This is a genomic window from Pseudomonas sp. McL0111 (genome assembly GCF_052567255.1).
Genome location: NZ_CP199585.1, coordinates 2809062 through 2829619 on the forward strand (window position 1 = coordinate 2809062; position 20558 = coordinate 2829619).

Genomic DNA, 20558 nt, shown 5'->3' on the forward strand with positions numbered 1-20558 from the left:
AGATGAGCGGCTTGGCCATCCTGGGTGCGTTGGTGGTGTTGTTGCCATTATCCGCCGAGGCCGTCATTCAAGAAATCAAAGCGGTGTTCAAACCAGACCCGGCGAACCCTCAATTCAACGAGTTCAAGAATCGTACGCCGCTCAGTGGCTTTTGCCTGGACAACCCTCCCCAATGCCTGGCGGAGAACTTGTTCAGCCTCCGCCTGCCTATTCGCACCGACTCAAATGCGACGATTCAGGGCGGCCACACCAACCCGCGTCAAGGGGCGATGTTTGCTGTGCCGTCGCAGTGGCAATCCATCACGGTTACCCATCCCACCGCTCCACCGCATGAGGTCAGGTTCAGGGTTGCCGGGATGGGGGTTTCATACTTGTTACCTCTGCCGGCACCGGAGTTGACAGGCGGAGCCGGGCACAACCATCTCTGGGAAGGGTCAATCTGGAGTTATGCCGGTCCGCCCTGTGTGGGGTTGAGGGGCGCGGGGAACGACATCGGGTTCAACAGTTTCTGGCGGCATCCTCTCGGGGCCGGCATCTGCGCAAAAAGAGCGATGTTCAACATTCCCCAGCCCTTTCAGTATCAAACGTTCGACATCACCTACGAGCTAGTGACCCCCAACCCTTTGGCAATGGCCTCGGGTCAATACACGGGGCAGCATGTGTTTCGCGTGGGACCAAACCAGGACTTTGATCTGGGTGACGTCATGGTTCCGAATGACGACGTCATCGTTCTGGACTTCCTTCTCGACGTCGAGCATGAACTGAAAGTCGACATCCCTCCCGGTGGCGAAAAAATCACACTGGCTCCAGCCGGTGGCTGGCAAAGCTGGCTGCATGCGGGGCGCAAGCCGGTGCGGCTGTTTCGTGACCAGACCTTCCATATCTCGGCGTCGTCACGATTCAAGATGTACATGGAGTGCGAAGCCTGGGTGAGTTTCGATTGCGTGCTCAAAAACGCAGCTGGCAGGCGCCAGGTTGAGTTGCAGGTCAGCGTCAGCCTGCCAAATGGCTTGAATGATCTGGCCGGGGAGCCCGTCAGGCGTCAGCGACTGCGGACCGGGCAAGCCAGCGCGAAAATTATTCAGCCTGGTTTCTATGTGGATCAAAAACCTGGCGTTCTGCACTTCGAGATTGTGCAGGGGGAAGTGGACTTCATGTTGCAGCCCGGTGTGGGCGGACCTTATGCCGGCAATGTCACGGTGATCTGGGATTCGGAAGTGTGATGGGCTGCGCATCGAGTGTTCGAGCCAGCGTTGAGTTCAATGTCATGAGGTTTAAGGGTATGAAGCATCTGTTGGCACTGTTGGGTTTGATCGGTTTTTCCTGCGGCATACAGGCCGGGCCGCAAATCAATGTCGGAACTGTCTACGACTATATGGAGGCCGACAAGAGCACTTACCTCAAGCGCGTTTTCAATAGCGGCGACAGCACGGCATTCGTCAAGGTCAACATCCTGGAGATCGTTTACGACGCCGACGGTACACCGAGTGAAGTTCCGGTCAAAACCCAGGCTGATGCCAGCGGCCGGGATGGCCTGATCGCCAGCCCGGCGCGATTGATCGTGCCGTCCAGTGGTATGCAGGGTGTACGTTTGTTGCATATGGGCAGTCGCGACACCGAGCGTTATTTTCGTGTGCGCTTCATCCCGGTGGTGCCGGAAAAAGAAGATGAATTCGCCGTGTCCGGAAATGAACGCGAGGAGTACAAAAAGACGCTGTCGGCTGGAGTCAACATCATGACCGGCTTCGGCACGGTATTTTTTGTACGGCCGGGCAATGCGCGTTTCGATAGCGTGATCGACAACAGCCCCGAACATTATCGCTTGCGCAACAACGGCAACACGGTGGTGGTGATCGACGAGTTTCGTAACTGTGCGCTGAAAAACGAGAGCGAATGCGAGCCGACCACCAAGCACCATATTCTGGCGGGCAAGAGCTTTGAGTTCGAGAAAAAGACCGGGCGCGAGTACCGCTTCAATCTGGTTGAAGGCACCAGCAAAAAAGCGCTGCGTGTCGCCAGTAATTAATGGCCGGTCTTTTGAGGCAACAGGTAACTGACATGAACAAGCAATCGGCCATCGCCATGTGGTTAGGCATCACGGCACTGATGAGTTCACTGGCTTTCGGTGCGCGTGAAGAGCACATCTTCCAGGTGTCGGTGGATATTCCGACCCTGGGCTTTTACGTAATACCGGCCGAATCCAACTGGATTCATCTGGAACAGACTTTACCCTGGAACATCAACACTTCCACGCTGGAGGGGCTGCGCAAGAATTTCGACGTCAAACACGACACCAGCGCGATTGAAGCGCGGCTGGATGCGGAGCCCTACCTTTCCAACGGGCGTGACGAGCAGAACATCTATTTGCGCGTCAGCTTCAACGGCACAGAACTGAGCCACGGTTCCCAGCCCCGACAAGTGGTGTCTGTTGCACAGGCTACTGCGGGCGGACGCTTCCCTCTGCAGATAGAGCCGAAAGTACCTGTCGGCGGATACAAACCGGGCAACTATTACGGCAGCGTGCAGTTGGTCTTCAACGCGGCGGCACCCTGAATGCGCATGATGTGCGAGGTGCCTGGTCGCAAGGCCAAGGGATTGATATCGACTCTCCCGAGTTTGAACGGGTTTTCTGGAGGCAGGCAAAAATGAACGTCATACGTTCTTTCGAATCGGGAACTCGTCGATGGTTATGGCAAGCACTGATAGTCGGGTTGATTGCTTGTCCAGCCCGGGCCGAGCAGGTGGAGATCACGGCCTTGTTCAAACCCGACTCGGCGCGACCGCAACTGAACAGGTTCAAGAACACCACGCCTCCCGGTGGTTATTGCGCTAGCTATCCGGATCAGTGCGCAGACAACCAGATGTTCAGTCTGCAAGTGCCCATTCAATTCAATTCAAGTGGGGCGATTCTGGCGAATCATGCCTCTGAGCGTCAGGGCGCCATGTTGAAAGTACCGGCGCAATGGCGTGAGCTGGCCATTCATCATGAAACGACAGGTGAACCAGAGGTCGTCAGGGTTCGAATTGCGGGTATCGGTTCCAGCTATGAGACCGAGGATGTGATGAAACTGGTCGGTGGTACCGACGATTACCGCAGGGCGCACAATCTTCTGTGGGGATCGAGTTGGGTTAACAGCCCCTTACCGTGCCTCTATAGCGGAGTGGGTTGGTACACCAATACCACCTATGGTTTTTTCTGGAAAACACCGTCTGAAGCAGTATGCGCAAAGCAAGCAAAGTTCGATGTGCCCTGGTTGCGTTTACAGCATCTCGATTTTGCCTATGAGTTGGAAACACCCAACCCGTTGAAAATGTCATCGGGGCATTATCTGGGCTCACTGACCTATACCGTCGGACCCAACGGTGATTTCGATTTTGGTGATGTCATGCTGCCTAGCAGTTCGGCATTGACCCTGAGTTTCAATCTCGACGTGCAACACACCCTCAAGGTCGACATTCCTCCCGGTGGCGACAAGGTAAAACTGGTGCCGGCGAGTGGCTGGCCTGCGTGGCTGCAGTCCGGGCGCAAACCGGTGCGATTGTTCCGCGACCAGACGTTCAACATCTCGGCATCGTCGCGTTTCAGAATGAGCCTGGAATGCGAAATCATTCAACTGTTCAACTGCATGATCCGCGACCCGGTTTCCCAGCGTACGGCGGTGGTGCAGGTGAGTGTCAGCTTGCCTGGCGGGCTGACGGATCTGGCGGGGCAGCCGGTCAGTCGCCAGCCATTACGCATAGGTCTGGGGCAGGAACGTCAGGTGTTTCAGCCCGGCTTTTACGTAGACCGGGCACCCGGCGTGCTGCACTTTGAAATGTCGCCTTTTTACGTGAATCAGATCGTCCAGTCGGGGGAGGCCGCTCGCTATATCGGCAACATCACGGTGATCTGGGATTCCGAAGTCTAACGGTCTGTATCGGTAACCTGATGGCGGAACCGAAGCCGCCATCAGGTTGCTTTCGTCTACTGCCTGGCCTGCCTCAACGCTGTACGGGTCAAACGTCTCGAAAGTTCTTTTTCTTCGTCACCGAGGTCCACGAGCAGTCGGTCGAAAGTCGCATCGCTGATGGGCGCATCGGCAAAGACCACTGTCGCCGGTACGGGAAGATCATTCATCAGTTCCTTCAGTCGATCGCGCAGTTCGGTGCGTCGAGCCTCCGGCAATCGCGTTGACTCGAGCCATTCACGCTGGGTGGCGCGCAATGTTTCGAGCATTTCGTACTTGTCCAGCTGGAGCTGTTTGTTCGCTTCAATCTGGATTGGATATGTTTCGCTCAAGTAGGTCTCCCAAAAATTTTGCTCGAGCATTTTGTTGACCAGACCATCACCCTCGCTCAGTGTCAGCACCGTCTCATAGGCCTGATCGATCATGCTGTCACTGACGCCCGATACGGGCCTGTACAACATGCCTTGAGATTGCCATGGCAATTCCAGCCGGTCAGCCAGACCTGTCTGATAGGCCAGATAGACTTCCACATCGTCCGGGTTGCCTTGCCGGCTGGTGACATCGGCCCGGGCAATTTCATTGACCAGGTCCAGTCGCGCGGCGCCTTTGGCCAGGGTCACCAGCTTGATTTGCAACTGTGCCGGATCGGTGGAGTACGAATAGGCCTCGGAGGCGAGCACATTGATGCCCATGCTGTTGAACAATTGTGCCCCTGCATCGGCACAATCCACTGGTGCGATGGCCATGGTGTACAGTTTTTCCCGTAGTTGGGTATCGAGGTAAACGGCATCGAGCATACGGACGACACGTTGCACCAGTTGCCTGCGGGCAGAGCCACCGCGCTGATAGTCAGCAGAGTTTGGTATCTCTATCAGTACGCGTATGAATTCATATGACAGAGGGTCGTCAGTCAGTTCCGACCATTGGCTGACCCGCTCTACTCCCCAGCCGGGTACATCGGTCCAGGACTCCGGGCTGACCAGTCCGAAATTCAGGTTAATTCCGCTGTCGGCGTGGGTGGCTGACTCGGGAGGCAACCCCAGCGAACGGCGTATTTCCTGATACCGCACCAAATTCAGTTCGGACAGCCTGTCGACATCCAGTCGGGTACGCGCGATGACCCAGGCTTGCGGTGAACCGGGCACAACCTCCGGGATCAAGTCGACGGGATTTCCCCGCATGTCCAGGAGAAAGCCGCGTGGCCGGGTTTTGGACAATGTGCCTTCTGGCCATGTCGTCAGCCCGGTGTTTTTCAACGCGACGACTTTCAGTCTCTGCATGCGGCCAATATCGGGCGAGCACGCCAAAGGATTGCCCTCGAGTCTGAGTATTTCCAGATAGGTCAGATTCTTCAAGTCCACGACAGCGGATGCGTCCAGCACGATAGTGTTGTCACTTAACTGCAGCCGTTCCAGTCGGTGCATGGCGGCGACACTTTTAGGCAGGCCGGTCAGTTCGCAGCCTCTGGCACTCAGTTCGCGAAGGTACCGGAAGTCTTTCAACAAGCCATTCGCTTCACTGGAAAACCGGACCTTATCGAGTTTCAGAACCATGATTTTTTCCAGAAACCTGTTCAGTTCCGGTGGGCGTTTTGACCACCAGACCTGCAAGTCCAGTGATGACATCTCCCTGGACAGATCCAGTGCGTAGCTGTCCGGATTCATACGTCCGGTGAGGCCGGTTTTTTTTCGCTCGAAGCAATCGATCAGGCGTTCTGCGATGTGTTGACCGCCACCGTCACGAAACTCGAGGCTGCCGGGTCCCCAGGTGTTCGTGTGCTGAAACTCCCAGCGATTGAGGATCACCCGTAATTCATCGAGGTCGCTCTCACGTTGTTCGATGGCGTTGAGAGGCTGCCCTTTTGCGATCAGGGCCTCGGCAAACGCATCGACCTCGTCATCGCTGAAGTCAGAGTGCAGGTCTTGAATGCGCTGATGCAGGGTTTCTCCGCCGCGACTGGTGCAGGCACCGCGCACCAGAAATGTGTTCTCGTGTCGGGCCACTGCCCGGATGGGCGGGGCTGCAAGAATTTTCCTGCGCTCTCTGGGCGGCGCGGACTTGGCGATAAGCCACTGGCGGAAAAATTCGGCGTCGCCCGGTTTGTAACCCAAGGTGTTTTGACCATGGTGTTCGGTGGCATTGAGAAGGGCTTCAAGAAGGTTGTCAGCCCCATGAACAGGTTGATTCGATTCATCACGAACCTGGTATTTACCTGACTCGTCTCGAATCAACACCCGAACTCGCGGAGCGTCCTCGCGCCCAGCCGCGCAACGAAGATCGCCATCAAAGGCGATCTGACGAATTTCAATTCGCAAATCACCAAAGGTATCACTGTTGATCCGCAAGGTTCCCAGGATCAGCCGTTCTGTGTCGATACTGTTTGATGAGTCGTGGTACAGGCCTTGGGCGGCACGGACCGTTTGAGTTTCGAACTGAAGCTCCCGTGCCTGGCTTTTCAGGCGCAGTGGCAGACGATTGTGTCGCGCGATTTGTTGGTGTTCGGAGGCTGTGGCGCCAGCCATGATTTTTTCCGCGATACTTTCTGGCAGTTCGGGAAAGTCGCTGAACAGCAGCATGATCTCGGCGGATCGGGGTGCGCTTGTCGCGTCATCAAGACCAAGGCGTTGCAGGGTATCGGTCAGCAGCGGCGGGGGAGGACTGTTCTCTAAGTGCATCCGGCGCAGAGCTGCATCCTCGGTACCGCTGATCTGCCGGACTCGCTCCAGTTGGGCATCACTGAAGCCTTTGGTTGTATGGCCCAGGCGTCGCATCAGGGTCGAGCCTTCCCACAGGCGTGGGTTTTCCGTTTCGCAGACCCAGGCACCGTGAGCGTTGTGCCGCAGCATGGGGGCATAGGCGCGGGGGCGCTCCGGATGCAGGATGCGGTGTTGTCCGGTGAGCGGATCTTGTTTTAACTCGAACAACTGGCCATTCAATGGCAGCAGTTGTTTTTCCCGGTGCTGATAAATGCCCAGGCGATCCGGTTTGGCCTCTCCAGGCAATGTGTACGATTGATGGTAGGGCGAGAGGTCAGGATTCCATAACCGCGTTTGACCATTCACCAGTTGAACCGGTTTGAGTCTTTCGAAAAATGGCGAGAGTTTCGCCCGTGCTGCGTTGCCCAGCGTAGAACCTGCGGTGAATGCCGCCAATTGCACGACGCTTTCCAACACACCGAGTACCTGTTCACCAGCCTCCGCCAAACGGTCTTCGGCAAGATCGACAACGCCCTCGACCACTTCTTCAGTCAGTTGCAAAGCGGTGTACACCAACATCAGCTCGCCCAGCCCGGGAACCAGCGGCGTTACCACCAGCAGGGCTATATTGAGCATGTCGGAGAGCAACTTTTCCAGGTTATCCCACCACGACCAACGAGCCATGCGGTCGGCGTACTCGGTGGAAATGGCAATTTCCCGTGCGTCGTTGAGAATCTTGTTCAGCGTCTGTCGATAGAGGTAGCCCCACAGGTCACCGCTGAAGAGCATCTCGCGACTTTCGTGAAAGTTTTCCAGGTGGAACTGCAAGTTGGGGTTGTCCAATGGTGCCTCTCGCCAGTTGGGCAAGCCGGACCCCGGTGTGGTGTGTTGCCATTTGACCTTGCTCAGACGGTCATTCAACCCGGCAAAAAAATGCCCTCGTTGTTGATGGGCAACAAACTGACTGAAGAACTGTTGGTAGCGTGTGGCTGATTGCGTGTCGCGCAGTTGCCGCGTCAGTTCATCCATGAATTCCAGCGACGATGGATATTGTTTGAGCGGATGCTCCGGATCGTGGGGGACGTACACGATCAGGGGAACGGGGACGCCGCTGGAGAAAGTGCCGGCGGCTATCACGATAATGCCGCTCAGGCGTGCATCCATCATGACCAGGTTGTAGTAGCCCACAGGCTGGCCATTCCATTTCAGCTGTGCGCGGTCTTCAAGTATCCCCTGCACCACGTCATAGGCGTCCTGGCTAAGGTCTTTTTTCATCAGAGCCATGTGTGCCGCAACACTGAGTGCGGACTTCTGGCTGAGTACGACCTTGTGGCGCAAGACGTTGCTGACCACCCTGTCAGGCGAAAGCAAAAACTCCTTAAGGTGCTGCGCGTATCGGGCACCGATGTTCAGTTCGCGACACAGGGATTTGTATTGCTCGATGCTGATTTTGTGCTTGAGGTGTTTTATCGCGAAATGGCCGCGGGCGTCGGGCCGGGTAATGAACTCGGAGTCTGTGGTGAAGGTTTCGCCGCTGGAAAAATTGTGCAGCGCGGCATCGAGCAGGGATACGGTTCGGCTCTGTGTGCCAGATGCAAAGTCATGCACCCACCAGGATGTATCGGCCGGGGCGTACAGACGCAGCCAGATTTGCTCTACGTCCTCATCGACATCGAAGCGGTCCTTCAAGGCTTGCTGTAGCAAAGGTTTGGCGAAGGCCTGAAGATCTTGCAGATTAGTCAGGGCTTTATCGACGCCATTCTGAGCATTCCAGGCCAGTTTGATCGTGTTTTTCAGGGGCCGATGCGTATTGGCAGAAGCATTTCGGTACCAGTCAGGCATTGCCAGCGTGATGGTCTTCAATGCCTCGACGCGCCGTACTGATGTTTTCAGCAACCACGCAGGGATCGCCGTTTTGACCCTCTCATAGTGGACGCTTTTACCTGTAGAGGCGGGTGGTGCCTGATCGTCTGCGCGGTTACGCGTCAGGGGGAGAATGGGCATAGCTTGATCGTCCGTGATCAACAGTGGAACGATCAGACTAGCTATCGGTCATGAGCAAAAAAAGCTCAAAGATTGGTTTGAAATACCTGCTGTCCTGGCTCGAACACCCGAAAATCAAAGAGTAAAAAATATATAACTACCACCACATCATGCTCGACTGTTGATCCTCGATCAGCGGCCTGCTGTCGTCACGCCGGGCTGACACATGGTGTGAGTGCCAGGTTGCAGATACGGCGAGAGGATCGGTGCCATGCCCTTGAGCACTTGCACTGGCAGCGCTGAGGTGAATTTGAAGTTTTCCGCCGAGCGCCCGGGGACGAACGCCGTCAGCGTGCCGAAATGGCTGTCGCCGATGTAGAACACGAATGTCGCCGTACGGTTGATCGACTTCGAACTGAGAATCCGCCCGCCGGTCCCGAAGGCTTCGATGCGGTTGTCGCCGGTGCCGGTCTTGCCGCCCATGACCAGCGGAGTGCCGTCAGCCGTCTTGAAACTGCCGGAAACACGTTTCGCGGTGCCGGAGTCCACCACTTGCGAAAGGGCTTCACGCATGGCCGTGGCAACTTCCGAAGGCATCACTCGTTTGCCGACATGCGGGTCGTTGGTCAGTCTGGTTTCGTAGGGCGTACCGGCAGCAAAGTGCAGGCTGTCGATACGCAGGGTTGGCATGCGCACGCCGTCGTTGAGGATGGTGCCGATCAGCTCGGCGAGTGCAGCGGGGCGGTCGCCGGAGCTGCCGATAGCAGTGGCCAGCGACGGCACCAGGTGATCGAACGGATAACCGACTTTCTGCCAGCGCTGGTGAATCTCCAGGAACGCCTCGATCTCCAGCATGGTGCGAATGCGGCTATCGCGGGCGCCCTTGTGTTTGCTCTTGAACAGCCAGCTGTAGACTTCCTGACGCTCGAACTGGCTGGCTTTGACGATCTGGCTGAATGTCGCGTCCGGGTTGTGCAGCAAATAGCCCATCAGCCACAGATCCAGCGGGTGAACCTTGGCGATGAAGCCCTGATCCGGCAAGTCATAGCTGCCCGGGCCGTAGCTGTCATAGAGGCGGATCAGCCGATCATCGGTGAGTTTTTCGGTGAGTTTGGCGCCTTTGAGGTGCGCGCGGACGAAGGTGTTGAAATCTTCCTGACTGGCATCCGGCAACAGATAGCGGTGTACGGCGGCCATGCGGATCGGCGTCGGACGCATGCTGTCGAGGAAGGTTTCCAGACGTGCCTGAGTGTCCTTGTTTTTGTACTTCTTCCAGAACTTGAGCAGGAATGAAGTGCCTTCGCGGTCGGCGAAATTCGCCAGGTATTCCTGGCGCCGTGGGTCGCGGTCGTCCTTGAGTAACTCGGCGCTGCTGTTGGGGCCGGAGTAGGTGGTGTAGCGCACGATGTCGCGCATCAGCCGAATGAACGGCAGGTTGATCGATTCGCGCAGGGCATCGCGCAGCGTCGGAATGCGGCCGTTGTCCTCGTTGCGGAAGTTGTGGAACACGTGCAAGCCGCCACCGGTAAAGAACGCCTCGCCGGGACTGGCCGAGTATTTGCGGTCGAGGGCGGCGCCGAGCATCGGTTGCAGGCTGCGATCCTTGTTCTGGATCAGGTAGTCGACGACCCAGCGGCTGAGACGATCCTGCTCGGGTACATCGACCTTCTTCAGCTCGGGTACAGACATGCCGCCGTACTTGTCATGCAGTTCGGAAATGATTTGCAGGTAAGTGGTGAGTACGCGCATTTTTGCGGTCGAGCCGAGTTCGAGTTTGCTGCCCTCGTTGATGTCGAACGGCTGGTCGGTGCTGTCGGTCTGTACCCGCACCCGCGAGCCGTCCGGGGTCAGCTCAAACAAGGTAAAACTGTAACGCACTTGAGTGGTGCTGGTGGGCGTGAGCAGGCGTTCGCCGAGCAAGCCGATTTGCGCGGCGAAGGCCGGGTCGGCGAGTTTTTTCAGGTACTCCGTGGCCTGGGTTTGCAGTTCGGTTTGCAAGGTGCTGGTGGCCGAGAGGTCAAGGCGATCGAGGTCGTAGAGCGGACGATTGAGCATCGACGCCAACCGACTGCGGGCGGCGCTGATGCCTTTGTTGGTTTCAATCGGCTGGATGGTCGGCTGGGTCTGCCAGTCGCGATAGCTGACCTTGGCGGCGAGCGCGGCGTCGGCCAGCCCGTTGTCGATCACCTCGTTCTGTTTGAGCAGACGCAGGTGGCTGTCGGTGAGGTCGGCGAGTTCTTCGCGACCCTTGTTCAAGTAGTGCGAAGGTCGGCGCTGGGCAATCATCAGCGAGAGCATTTCGCGCAGGGCCAGACCTTTGTCGGCCATGGTCTTCGGGTCGGTGGCGGGGCTGTTCAGCTGTTCGTTGGCCTTGTTGAAATCACTGCCGTACCAGACCCGTAAACCTTCGGCCATGCCGTGCACTTCGCCATGCCCTGGCACGGCGGAGAGCGGCACGCTGTTGAGGTAGTCGCGCACGATGTTTTGCCGTGCAACCAGAGTCTGCGCGCCGGGCTGATAGGCGCGCACGCTGGCAGAAATCATCTGGCGGATCTTCTCCGCGCCGGAGACCGTCAGGCCATCCGGTGAGTGGCGGTATTTCTCAAGTTGAGTCGCCAACGTGCTGCCACCGGCCGATTGTCCCGGCAGGTGCAGAAGTTTTGCCACTTGCGACCACGCGGCCATGCCGAAACGCGGCCAGTCCACCGCCGGGTTGGCGAGCGGTTGTTTGGGATCGAGCAAAAAGCGGTTCTCGATGAACAACAGGCTATTGACCACCGATGGCGGTATGGCGGCGAAACTCGAATAGAGTTGTTGCGGATAGTTGTACTGATAGACCGGCGCGGCGCGGCAGTCGGTGATCGACAGCCCGGCCTGAATTTTTTCCGGGTAGGGCACGAACAGGCCTTTGCCGGTATAGCTCAGCAATGCCGGGGAAAAACGCGTCTGCTCAGTGACCACATAATCGCGCTTGAGCAGACGCGGCAGGAATTCATCGAGAGAGCTGTAGCCCAGACGCAGGTCGAACGGGCCATTGCCCGGATAGCGAATCGCCTCGCTGGGACCTGGCTCCAACTGATATTTGAGCGACGCCGCGTACTGGCTGAGCTCACGGGACTGAAAACGTGAGGTGCGCATCTCCTTGCTCGCCGCCAGCCCGACGACGATCCCGATAATCAGCAACAACAAAAAGAAAGCCTTCCACCCATGCCGGTTACGGCGTGGTTTTTCAGGGACAGGCGCTTCATCCTCACGTTCAGTCGGAACCACGGCTTTACTCGAATCTGTCTGCCACAAAGCGCCCATAGTCGATTGATCCATTCACGCAGATTGATCGGACTTGAGTGAAGCTTAGACGGTGGATGGCGAGGGGGAAAAAATTGTGCGGGGTTTAGGGGGGGGCATTTCTGAAAAAAACTGGAACCACCACAGGGGAGTGTGAACTTCAGAGCCAACAGGCATCCCAGAGTGGATAGTCGCCAATCTTTTGCACCAGTCCTGCACGCAAGGGGTTGGCGACGATGTAGCGGGCGAATGGTTTCAAGTCCTCGCCGTCACGGATGGCCCGGTCGTGGTAGCCGGTTTGCCACAACGGACCGCGTCGACCGGTCTTTCTATTCACCGCTTGTGTGCAACGTGCCTTGATTGAACCTATTACATCACCAAGATTGTCCGCCCGTAACTGCATCAACCAATGAAAGTGGTCGGGCATCACTACCCACGCGATTGACTCTGCCAGACCTTGTTCGTGGGCCTGACGAAGTTGCGAGGCTAATAATCGGCCTGTTTGCCAATCAGAAAATACCGGTTGGCGTTTGTGAACCACTGAGGTGATTAAGTAGGCTCGGCCCGGCTCTGAATATCGGTTTAGACGTAAACGGTGGGAGTTGGGTTGGACTGGCACGTTCGCTTCCTTGCATTCGATAATCATCGTCATAACAAGGCTAGTACCCACTGAAAAACTTCGGTTCTGTAACTGTTGAGTGAATTTTCCGAATTTGCGGAAGTCCTTGTGGCGAGGGGATTTATCCCCGTTGGGCAGCGAAGCGGCCCCGAAACCTGCCAGCAAGTTTCTCCAGGTAAATCGCGTTTTACTGGTTTGCGACTGCTACGCAGCCGAACGGGGATAAATCCCCTCGCCACAGGTTATCTCTTGTGCGAGCGGATGCCGCGCAGGCCCGAGGCAGAGCTGTCAGTGCGGTAATACCACCAACGCAGGGGCATGACGGTGCACCATTGCTGTGCAATACTCCGCGGCCTTTTCGGGGGGAAGTATTCTTGCGGGAATCAGGTAATGCCTCTCCGTAAACCGCGGTTTTACCGCGATTTACCGCTGAATGTTGTGGCTTATAGAGTGAAAAATCCTGTCGGAACGTTTTTATACTGCACGCCCCGCTGATCTCGCAGGAGTTGTCCTGCCAGACGCGTTTGCCCACGAAGCAGGCGCGGTTTCGGGAAGTCGCGGCCTATCGGCCAACGCTTCGACACTCGGTGGTCATATCCAATAACAAGACGAGGTTGTACCCCTATGCCAGTCGGCAATCACCTGCCTCACGGCGAAACCGCTCAGGGCGGTCCGCTCAAACGCGAACTCGGCGAACGGCATATTCGCTTGATGGCGCTCGGTGCCTGTATCGGCGTCGGTCTGTTTCTCGGTTCGGCCAAGGCCATCGAAATGGCCGGCCCGGCGATCATGCTGTCCTACATCATCGGCGGTCTGGCGATCCTGGTGATCATGCGCGCCCTCGGCGAAATGGCAGTGCACAACCCGGTGGCCGGCTCCTTCAGCCGCTACGCTCAAGACTACCTCGGCCCGTTGGCGGGTTTTCTCACCGGCTGGAATTACTGGTTCCTGTGGCTGGTGACCTGCGTCGCGGAAATCACCGCCGTCGCCGTGTACATGGGCATCTGGTTCCCCGATGTACCGCGCTGGATCTGGGCCCTCGCGGCGCTGATCAGCATGGGTTCGATCAACCTGATCGCGGTAAAGGCCTTCGGTGAGTTCGAATTCTGGTTCGCCCTGATCAAGATCGTCACGATCATCGCCATGGTGCTTGGCGGCATCGGCATCATCGCGTTCGGCTTCGGTAATGACGGCGTGGCGCTGGGGATTTCCAACCTGTGGACGCATGGCGGCTTCATGCCGAATGGCGTGCAGGGCGTGTTGATGTCGCTGCAAATGGTGATGTTCGCCTACCTCGGCGTCGAGATGATCGGCCTGACTGCCGGTGAAGCGAAGAACCCGCAGAAGACCATTCCCAACGCGATCGGCTCGGTGTTCTGGCGGATTCTGCTGTTCTATGTCGGCGCGCTGTTCGTGATCCTGTCGATCTACCCGTGGAACGAAATCGGCACTCAGGGCAGTCCGTTCGTGATGACCTTCGAACGTCTGGGGATCAAGACCGCCGCCGGCATCATCAACTTCGTGGTGATCACCGCTGCGCTGTCGTCCTGCAACGGCGGCATCTTCAGCACCGGGCGCATGCTCTACAGCCTGGCGCAGAACGGCCAGGCCCCGGCCGGTTTCGCCAAGACCTCGAACAATGGCGTGCCGCGTCGGGCGCTGCTGCTGTCGATTTTCGTGCTGTTGCTGGGCGTGTTGCTGAACTACATGGTTCCGGAAAAAGTCTTCGTCTGGGTCACCGCGATTGCCACCTTCGGCGCGATCTGGACCTGGGTAATGATCCTGCTGGCGCAACTGAAATTCCGCAAAGGCCTGAGCGCCAGCGAGCGTGCCGGCCTGAAGTACAAGATGTGGCTGTACCCGGTCAGTTCGTATCTGGCGCTGGCGTTTTTGGTGCTGGTAGTCGGCCTGATGGCCTACTTCCCGGACACCCGCGTGGCGCTGTATGTCGGCCCGGCATTTCTGGTGCTGCTGACAGTGTTGTTCTACGTGTTCAAGCTGCAACCGACCAATGTGTCGCAAGGTGCGGTGCGTTCGGCTTCGTAAGATGTAATGCCTGAAACACCAGAAAGCCCCGGTCATTTGGCCGGGGCTTTTTTGTTTTTGAGCCACTTGTCAGAAAGACCACCGCGAATCGATTTCAGGCGCAGTGTCATGTTCCAACGTTCATGAATAGTTGAATCCAGCGCACAGGGGCGCAGGTATGAGGATGAGCGATTTTCTCGTTCGTGAACTCGGCCGTCGGCAGGTCGTGCTGTTCTTCCTGTGCGCCACGATGTTGTACATCCTGCCGTTGATCCTCGCCGACTTCCCTTACATCGACGACAACTGGCGCACGCTCGCCGCCGGTAATGCCTGGGCCGGGCAGGGGCGGCTGTTTGCCGATTGGCTGTATGAAGCCCTGACCTTCACCGGCGCCGCGCCGAACATCTTTCCATTGCCACTGTTGCTGGCCACATTGGCCATGAGCCTGGCACTTACGCGCCTGACCTTTCACTACTTCCCGGAACCGACGCTGAGTTGCTGTCTGGTGCCGTTGCCACTCTGGTACAACCCGTTCCTGCTGCAGAACCTGTCCTATCAATATGACGGCCCGATCATGGCGCTGAGCCTGGTCGCGGTGATCTACGCAATTACCTTCAACGGTTCAACCCGAGCGCAACGATGGCTGGTTCCAGCGTTGCTGCTGGCGCTGGCTATCGGGCTGTATCAGATCAGCCTCAATGTGTTTCTCGGCTTGTGCGCGGTGGAATTGCTCAGGGCGATTCAGTGGCGGACGTCTTGGTCACAGGTCGGTGAATTGCTTGGAGCGAAGTTCGCGCAACTGTTGCTGGGGCTGCTGATTTACTGTGTCACTGCCTATCCGTTCATGGAGTCCGGGCGCGGCGAGATGTTGAACTGGAACGCCGATCCGTTGCTGCAAATCGGCATCAGTCTCGGGCGTGTACTGGAAAAGGTCACGCTGTTGCTGCATGGCGGATATGCGTGGGTATTCGCCGGGTTGGTGTTGTGTGCGCTGGTTGGTGGTGCGCAACTGAGCAAGCAGGTTATCGGGCAGCCTGTGCGGCAAAGGAAAAGCGCAGTTCCGGGCCTGATTTGCCTATTGATAGTGCTACTGCTGGTGCTGCTGGTGCCGGGCATCACTCTGCTGTTTGAAAACTTCAATGAAGGTGCACGCACGTTGATGGGTTTTGGCGTGCTGCTGCTGGCGCTGTTCTATCTCGCGTATCAGGCCTTGGCGTCCGGTCACCGCCGATTGCCATTGCTGTTGATCATTCCGCTGCTGGCGACCCTCTCGCTGTCCTTTGCTTATGGTCGAGTGCTGAGCCTGCAAAAAACCTTTGCCAGCGCCGCGCTGTACAGCCTGAGCCGCGACATCGGCGGCCATCGTGAACTGCGCGAAGCCAAGCGGATTTATCTTTCTATAGGGTATTCCGATCACTGGCTGATCGGCGCTGCCGGCTCATTCAAACGGCTGCCGGTTCTGCCTTATCTGCTCAATATCGACTACTACATGCTCGCGGAAAATCTGCCGGGTGCAGGCATCAGCAACGTGGTTGCCGAGCGAGAGCGGCGTAACGCTACGCACGTCGGCTATCTGGGTTATCCACCGCTGGTGGAGAGCCAGTTTTATCGAATAATTCTGCTCGGCGATTACGCTTTTATCGTGATCAAGGAGCCACCGAAGATCAGATCATTGCACTGGTAAATCCTTTGCTTATACGAATGACCGTTCGTCGAAATCAACCGTTTACCTGTAATTGTTGACAGTAGACCGGGCTTTCGCAATGCCCTAGTTTTGAGGTCCGCTAAGTTGATAAAGGGCAGGGTCCGCGATGAAGGGAATTCCCGCGCTGGCGGTAATCGGAATCGCCGATGGCCTGATTCATTGGCAGATTTTTTTCGTGCTGTGCAGCGCAGTCGGACTCAAGCAGGCAGCCAGTAACTTTGCTGCGTTTTGCGTGGCGGCGACGTTTTCGTTTTATGTGAATGCGTTGTACACCTTCGAGGCTCGAACTTCGGTATCGGCGTATTTGCTGTTCATCTGCCTGATGGGCGGATTGAGTTTTGGCGTGGGCTCGTTCGCCGATGCACATAACTTGCCCGGGCTGGTAACCGTGGCAGTGTTTTCGGCATTGAATCTTTCGTTGGGTTACGGCTTTTTTCGCTTTGTGCTGTTTCGCGAACGCTTGGTTTGAGGCGTCAGCCTGCGGAGCAGACTGACGCGTTCACTTTTATGCAGCCGCCACATCCTGCGGCTCAAAACTATCGGCCCGAGCCATCTGCCACATCCGCGAATAGAACGCGCCGTTTACTTCGCCAGTGAGTAATTCACCCGGTTTCAGGAACACATGCAACTCCGAGAACAGTTTGATCTCGGTCGCCGACATGCGCCGCACCAGATGCTTGGCCGACAGTTGCGATGGGTGTTCAAGACCGGCAGCGGCGAGCATCTCGGCCAGCGCTTTCAACGTGTTGCGGTGGAAGTTGAACACCCGCTGCGCCTTGTCCGGCACCACCAGCGCACGTTGGCGTAAAGCGTCCTGAGTGGCGACGCCAGTCGGGCATTTGTTGGTGTGGCAGCTTTGCGACTGGATGCAGCCGATGGCGAACATGAAGCCGCGTGCCGAGTTGGCCCAGTCGGCGCCGATGGCCAGCACACTGGCGATGTCGAAGGCACTGACGATCTTGCCGCTGGCGCCGAGTTTGATCTTGTCGCGCAGATTCAGGCCGACCAGAGTGTTGTGGACGAACAGCAGGCCTTCGCGCAGTGGTACGCCGATATGGTCGGTGAACTCGACCGGTGCTGCGCCGGTGCCACCTTCCTTGCCGTCGACCACGATGAAGTCTGGGAGGATGCCGGTTTCCAGCATGGCTTTGGCGATGCCCATGAACTCCCACGGATGGCCGAGGCAGAATTTGAAGCCCACCGGTTTGCCGCCGGACAGTTCGCGCAGTTGCTGGATGAACTGCATCATTTCAATCGGCGTGGAAAACGCGCTGTGGCGTGACGGCGAGATGCAGTCTTCGCCCATCATGATGCCGCGAGTCTCGGCGATTTCTTTGGTGACTTTGTGCTTGGGCAGAATCCCGCCGTGGCCGGGTTTGGCGCCCTGGCTCATCTTGATTTCGATCATCCGCACTTGTGGGGTTTGCGCCTGCGCGGCGAAGCGTTCCGGGTCGAAACGGCCGTCGCTGGTGCGGCAACCGAAGTAGCCGCTGCCCAGTTCCCAGGTCAGGTCGCCGCCGTTCTCGCGGTGATACGGGCTGATGCTGCCTTCGCCAGTGTCGTGGGCGAAGTTGCCGAGTTTCGCGCCTTGGTTCAGTGCACGAATGGCGTTGGCGCTGAGCGAACCGAAGCTCATCGCCGAGATATTGAACACCGACGCCGAGTACGGCTGGGTGCACTGCGGGCCACCGACGGTGACGCGGAAACTGTTCGGGTCAGTCAATGGCGCCGGGCGCATCGAGTGACCGATGAATTCGAATCCGGATTGATAGACATCGATCAGCGTGCCGAACGGTTTGTCGGCGCTTTCGTTCTTCGCTCGCGAATACACCAGCGAACGCTGGGCACGGGAGAAGGGCAGGGCGTCGCTGTCGGATTCCAGCAGGTACTGGCGGATTTCCGGGCGGATGCCTTCGACGAGGTAGCGGATGTTGCCGAGGATCGGGTAATTGCGGCGCACCGCGTGCGGGCTCTGCAGCAGATCGAAGATACCCAGCAGGCTCAGGACGCCGGTGACGGCGGTGATCGGCCAGAGCCAGTCGTGTTCAAGAAAGGGCAGGCTGGCGAGGGTGAAAATCACGCAGACGGCAAAGAAGGCGTAGCGGCTCAGGAGTGACAGGCTCATACGGTTTCCCTGGTTCGGACTCGGATGTTTGCAGCGCTGTGGAGCGGGCTTTTGTGGCGAGGGGATTTATCCCCGTTCGGCTGCGAAGCAGTCGCCAAACCATTGAACTCGGTGTATCTGCTGCACCGCAGTTGCCGGTTTCGGGGCGGCTTTGCCACCCAACGGGGATAAATCCCCTCGCCACGGAAATCTGCTCCCGCAGAAAGTGTTTCAGTGCTGTTTCAGGCGTTTTGCGCCTGAAGAAAAATCGAAAACAGCTCTGACTGGGATTTGATCCCCAGCTTGCTGTACATGTGTTTCTTATGGACTTTCACGGTTTCGACAGAGATTTCCAGCTTACGGGCGATTTCTTTACTGGAGCAACCGCTGAGCATCAAACGCCCGACGTCCAGTTCCCGGGCGGTCAGTTGCGCGCCCTTGAGTTGTTGCACCGAAGCCTCCAGTTGTACCCGCCAGTCCGCAGGTGCGGGGGAGACGGCGAGGGCCACGGTTTCGTTGATTTCGTAAGGCAGGCGCTGGCGCAACAGGCCCAGTACCCACGGCTGAATCAGCGACAGCAGGGCAATCTGTTCGACGCTGAAACGCTGTTTGCTGCCCAGCGACAGGCACAGTGTGCGCTCGCCTTCGAGCTGACAATTGAACTGGATTTCGTCGGCGACCACATTCAGACGAAAGTATCGCTGGTAATACTCGGTCAGCTCGAAATGCTCCGGTGCCACCTCCGACAGACGATACAAACCGGTGCGCGACTGCTCGCGGCAGGCGATGTAGAACGGATCGAGCAGGTACAGACCGCGCAGATAATCCTGAAACAACTGGTCGGGGCTGCCGTCCACTCCGGGACATTCGGCGAACACCTGCGGGTGTTGATCGGCACTGAACAGCAGCACCACCCAGCTATCGAACGCTACGTATTGGTCGAGCAGACGCACCAGTTGCGCCCAGAAATTCGGCTTGTCGAGCGCGTCGATCAGCTGCCCGACGGCGCGGTGCCAAGTGATGTCGTCAAACGAAAGTGTCATCAATCTACCCCTATCGGGTTACCCCGGCCGCGTGATTCCCTGGCCGGTCGGATGCGAAGCATACTGGCCCACAGACAGCCGCCGGGCAATCTTTCAGCGTCCGGCACCAGAACAGGGACTCCCCATGAAAGTCGAACTCGCCCAACTGGCGGTCCGTGACAATGGCACGGCGTACAACCTCGAACGCGCACTGGCGGCGATTGCAGCCTGCGCTGCCGACACGCAATTGATCGTGTTTCCGGAAACTCACCTGATGGGCTTCCCGACCGCCGAAACCGTTGCGCAGACCGCCGAACCGCTGGACGGCCCGACTGTCAGCGCGGTGTTGACCGCCGCCCGCGAACGCAACATTGCCGTGGTCATCGGCATGGCCGAGAACGACAACGGCCGGTTCTTCAACACCACGCTGCTGATCACCCCGCAAGGCATCGCCCTGAAATACCGCAAGACGCACCTGTGGGCCTCGGATCGCGGAGTGTTTGAGGCCGGCGACCGCTACGCCACTTGCGAGTGGAACGGGGTGCGGGTCGGTCTGTTGATCTGCTACGACATCGAGTTCCCGGAAAGCGCCCGGGCGCTGGCGCAACTCGGCGCTGAATTGCTGATCGTGACCAACGGCAACATGGACCCGTACGCGCCGACCCACCGCACCGCGATCATGGCCCGGGCTCAGGAAAACCAGGCGTTTGCGCTGATGGTCAATCGGGTCGAGGCGGGTGATGACGGTTTGATGTTTGCTGGCGGCAGTGCGCTGGTTGATCCGTTGGGGACGTTGTTGTTCGAGGCCGGGCGGGAGGAAGGTCAGTTCAGCGTTGAGCTGGATTTCGGCCAACTGGCGGATGCGCGCAAGGATTACCGCTATCTGGATGATCAGCGGTTGAAGTTGCCGGGGGAGGTTGTGCAGCACGCTAATGGATTGCGGGAGCTGCTGATTCCTTCGCGCTGATCCGGATTCTGTTTCGATCGGGCTGACGCCTTCGCGGGCAAGCCCGCTCCCACAGTGTCCGTGGAAAACACCCAAACCCCTGTGGGAACGGGCTTGCCCGCGAAGAGGCCAGTCCAGACAACACACTTGCTTGAACCCTAAAAAAACAAACAACACCCGAAAAATTTGCCGAATCCGGCTCTGCCATAAATCCAATAAAATTCGG

The 20558-nt window shown here is 57.7% G+C and carries 13 protein-coding genes; 8 read left to right on the forward strand and 5 right to left on the reverse strand.

Annotated features, from left to right (window positions below; translation table 11 throughout):
• The first annotated feature begins 2 nt into the window (after nt 1-2).
• The 4 genes from ACTWLJ_RS12885 to ACTWLJ_RS12900 all read left to right on the forward strand — a co-directional run bounded on the left by ACTWLJ_RS12885 (nt 3) and on the right by ACTWLJ_RS12900 (nt 3908).
• Nucleotides 3-1223 carry a hypothetical protein gene (locus ACTWLJ_RS12885; RefSeq protein WP_445181070.1) on the forward strand — a complete coding sequence of 407 codons (1221 nt, stop codon included), beginning with the start codon at nt 3-5 and terminating at the stop codon, nt 1221-1223.
• A gap of 59 nt (nt 1224-1282) precedes the next feature.
• Nucleotides 1283-2026, forward strand: a complete 744-nt coding sequence (locus ACTWLJ_RS12890; RefSeq protein WP_445181071.1) for a molecular chaperone — start codon at nt 1283-1285, stop codon at nt 2024-2026.
• 32 nt (nt 2027-2058) lie between these two features.
• Nucleotides 2059-2553: a CS1 type fimbrial major subunit gene (locus tag ACTWLJ_RS12895; RefSeq protein ID WP_445181072.1), complete on the forward strand. Its 495-nt coding sequence runs from the start codon at nt 2059-2061 to the stop codon at nt 2551-2553.
• A gap of 92 nt (nt 2554-2645) precedes the next feature.
• Nucleotides 2646-3908: a hypothetical protein gene (locus ACTWLJ_RS12900; RefSeq protein ID WP_445181073.1), complete on the forward strand. Its 1263-nt coding sequence runs from the start codon at nt 2646-2648 to the stop codon at nt 3906-3908.
• 56 nt (nt 3909-3964) lie between these two features.
• On the opposite strand, the gene ACTWLJ_RS12905 is transcribed toward ACTWLJ_RS12900, so the two are convergent.
• The 3 genes from ACTWLJ_RS12905 to ACTWLJ_RS12915 all read right to left on the reverse strand — a co-directional run bounded on the left by ACTWLJ_RS12905 (nt 3965) and on the right by ACTWLJ_RS12915 (nt 12530).
• On the reverse strand, nt 3965-8647 hold the full coding sequence (locus tag ACTWLJ_RS12905) for a dermonecrotic toxin domain-containing protein (RefSeq protein ID WP_445181074.1): 4683 nt from the start codon (nt 8645-8647) through the stop codon (nt 3965-3967).
• A 171-nt stretch (nt 8648-8818) separates the two neighbouring features.
• Nucleotides 8819-11932, reverse strand: coding sequence for a transglycosylase domain-containing protein (locus ACTWLJ_RS12910; RefSeq protein ID WP_445181075.1), 3114 nt, complete (start codon nt 11930-11932; stop codon nt 8819-8821).
• A gap of 139 nt (nt 11933-12071) precedes the next feature.
• Complete coding sequence (locus ACTWLJ_RS12915; protein ID WP_445181351.1) at nt 12072-12530, reverse strand: REP-associated tyrosine transposase; 459 nt, start codon at nt 12528-12530, stop codon at nt 12072-12074.
• A gap of 624 nt (nt 12531-13154) precedes the next feature.
• On the opposite strand from ACTWLJ_RS12915, the gene ACTWLJ_RS12920 reads away from it, so the two are divergent.
• The 3 genes from ACTWLJ_RS12920 (at nt 13155) to ACTWLJ_RS12930 (ending at nt 16729) form a co-directional block, all read left to right on the forward strand.
• Nucleotides 13155-14576 carry an amino acid permease gene (locus ACTWLJ_RS12920; protein ID WP_445181076.1) on the forward strand — a complete coding sequence of 474 codons (1422 nt, stop codon included), beginning with the start codon at nt 13155-13157 and terminating at the stop codon, nt 14574-14576.
• 157 nt (nt 14577-14733) lie between these two features.
• The gene (locus ACTWLJ_RS12925; protein WP_445181077.1) at nt 14734-16239 is read left to right on the forward strand and encodes a glucosyltransferase domain-containing protein; all 1506 of its coding nucleotides are present in this window, start codon (nt 14734-14736) and stop codon (nt 16237-16239) included.
• Nucleotides 16240-16366: 127 nt separating this feature from the next.
• On the forward strand, nt 16367-16729 hold the full coding sequence (locus tag ACTWLJ_RS12930; RefSeq protein ID WP_445181078.1) for a GtrA family protein: 363 nt from the start codon (nt 16367-16369) through the stop codon (nt 16727-16729).
• A 36-nt stretch (nt 16730-16765) separates the two neighbouring features.
• Here ACTWLJ_RS12930 and ACTWLJ_RS12935 read toward each other — a convergent pair whose 3' ends face one another.
• Nucleotides 16766-18385: an FMN-binding glutamate synthase family protein gene (locus tag ACTWLJ_RS12935; RefSeq protein ID WP_445181079.1), complete on the reverse strand. Its 1620-nt coding sequence runs from the start codon at nt 18383-18385 to the stop codon at nt 16766-16768.
• Nucleotides 18386-18606: 221 nt separating this feature from the next.
• Entirely contained in the window at nt 18607-19407 is an 801-nt protein-coding gene (locus ACTWLJ_RS12940) for a response regulator transcription factor (protein WP_445181080.1), read from the reverse strand.
• A gap of 124 nt (nt 19408-19531) precedes the next feature.
• Between ACTWLJ_RS12940 and ACTWLJ_RS12945 the strand changes: the two genes are divergently transcribed.
• On the forward strand, nt 19532-20353 hold the full coding sequence (locus ACTWLJ_RS12945; protein ID WP_445181081.1) for a carbon-nitrogen hydrolase family protein: 822 nt from the start codon (nt 19532-19534) through the stop codon (nt 20351-20353).
• The last annotated feature ends 205 nt before the right edge of the window (nt 20354-20558 follow it).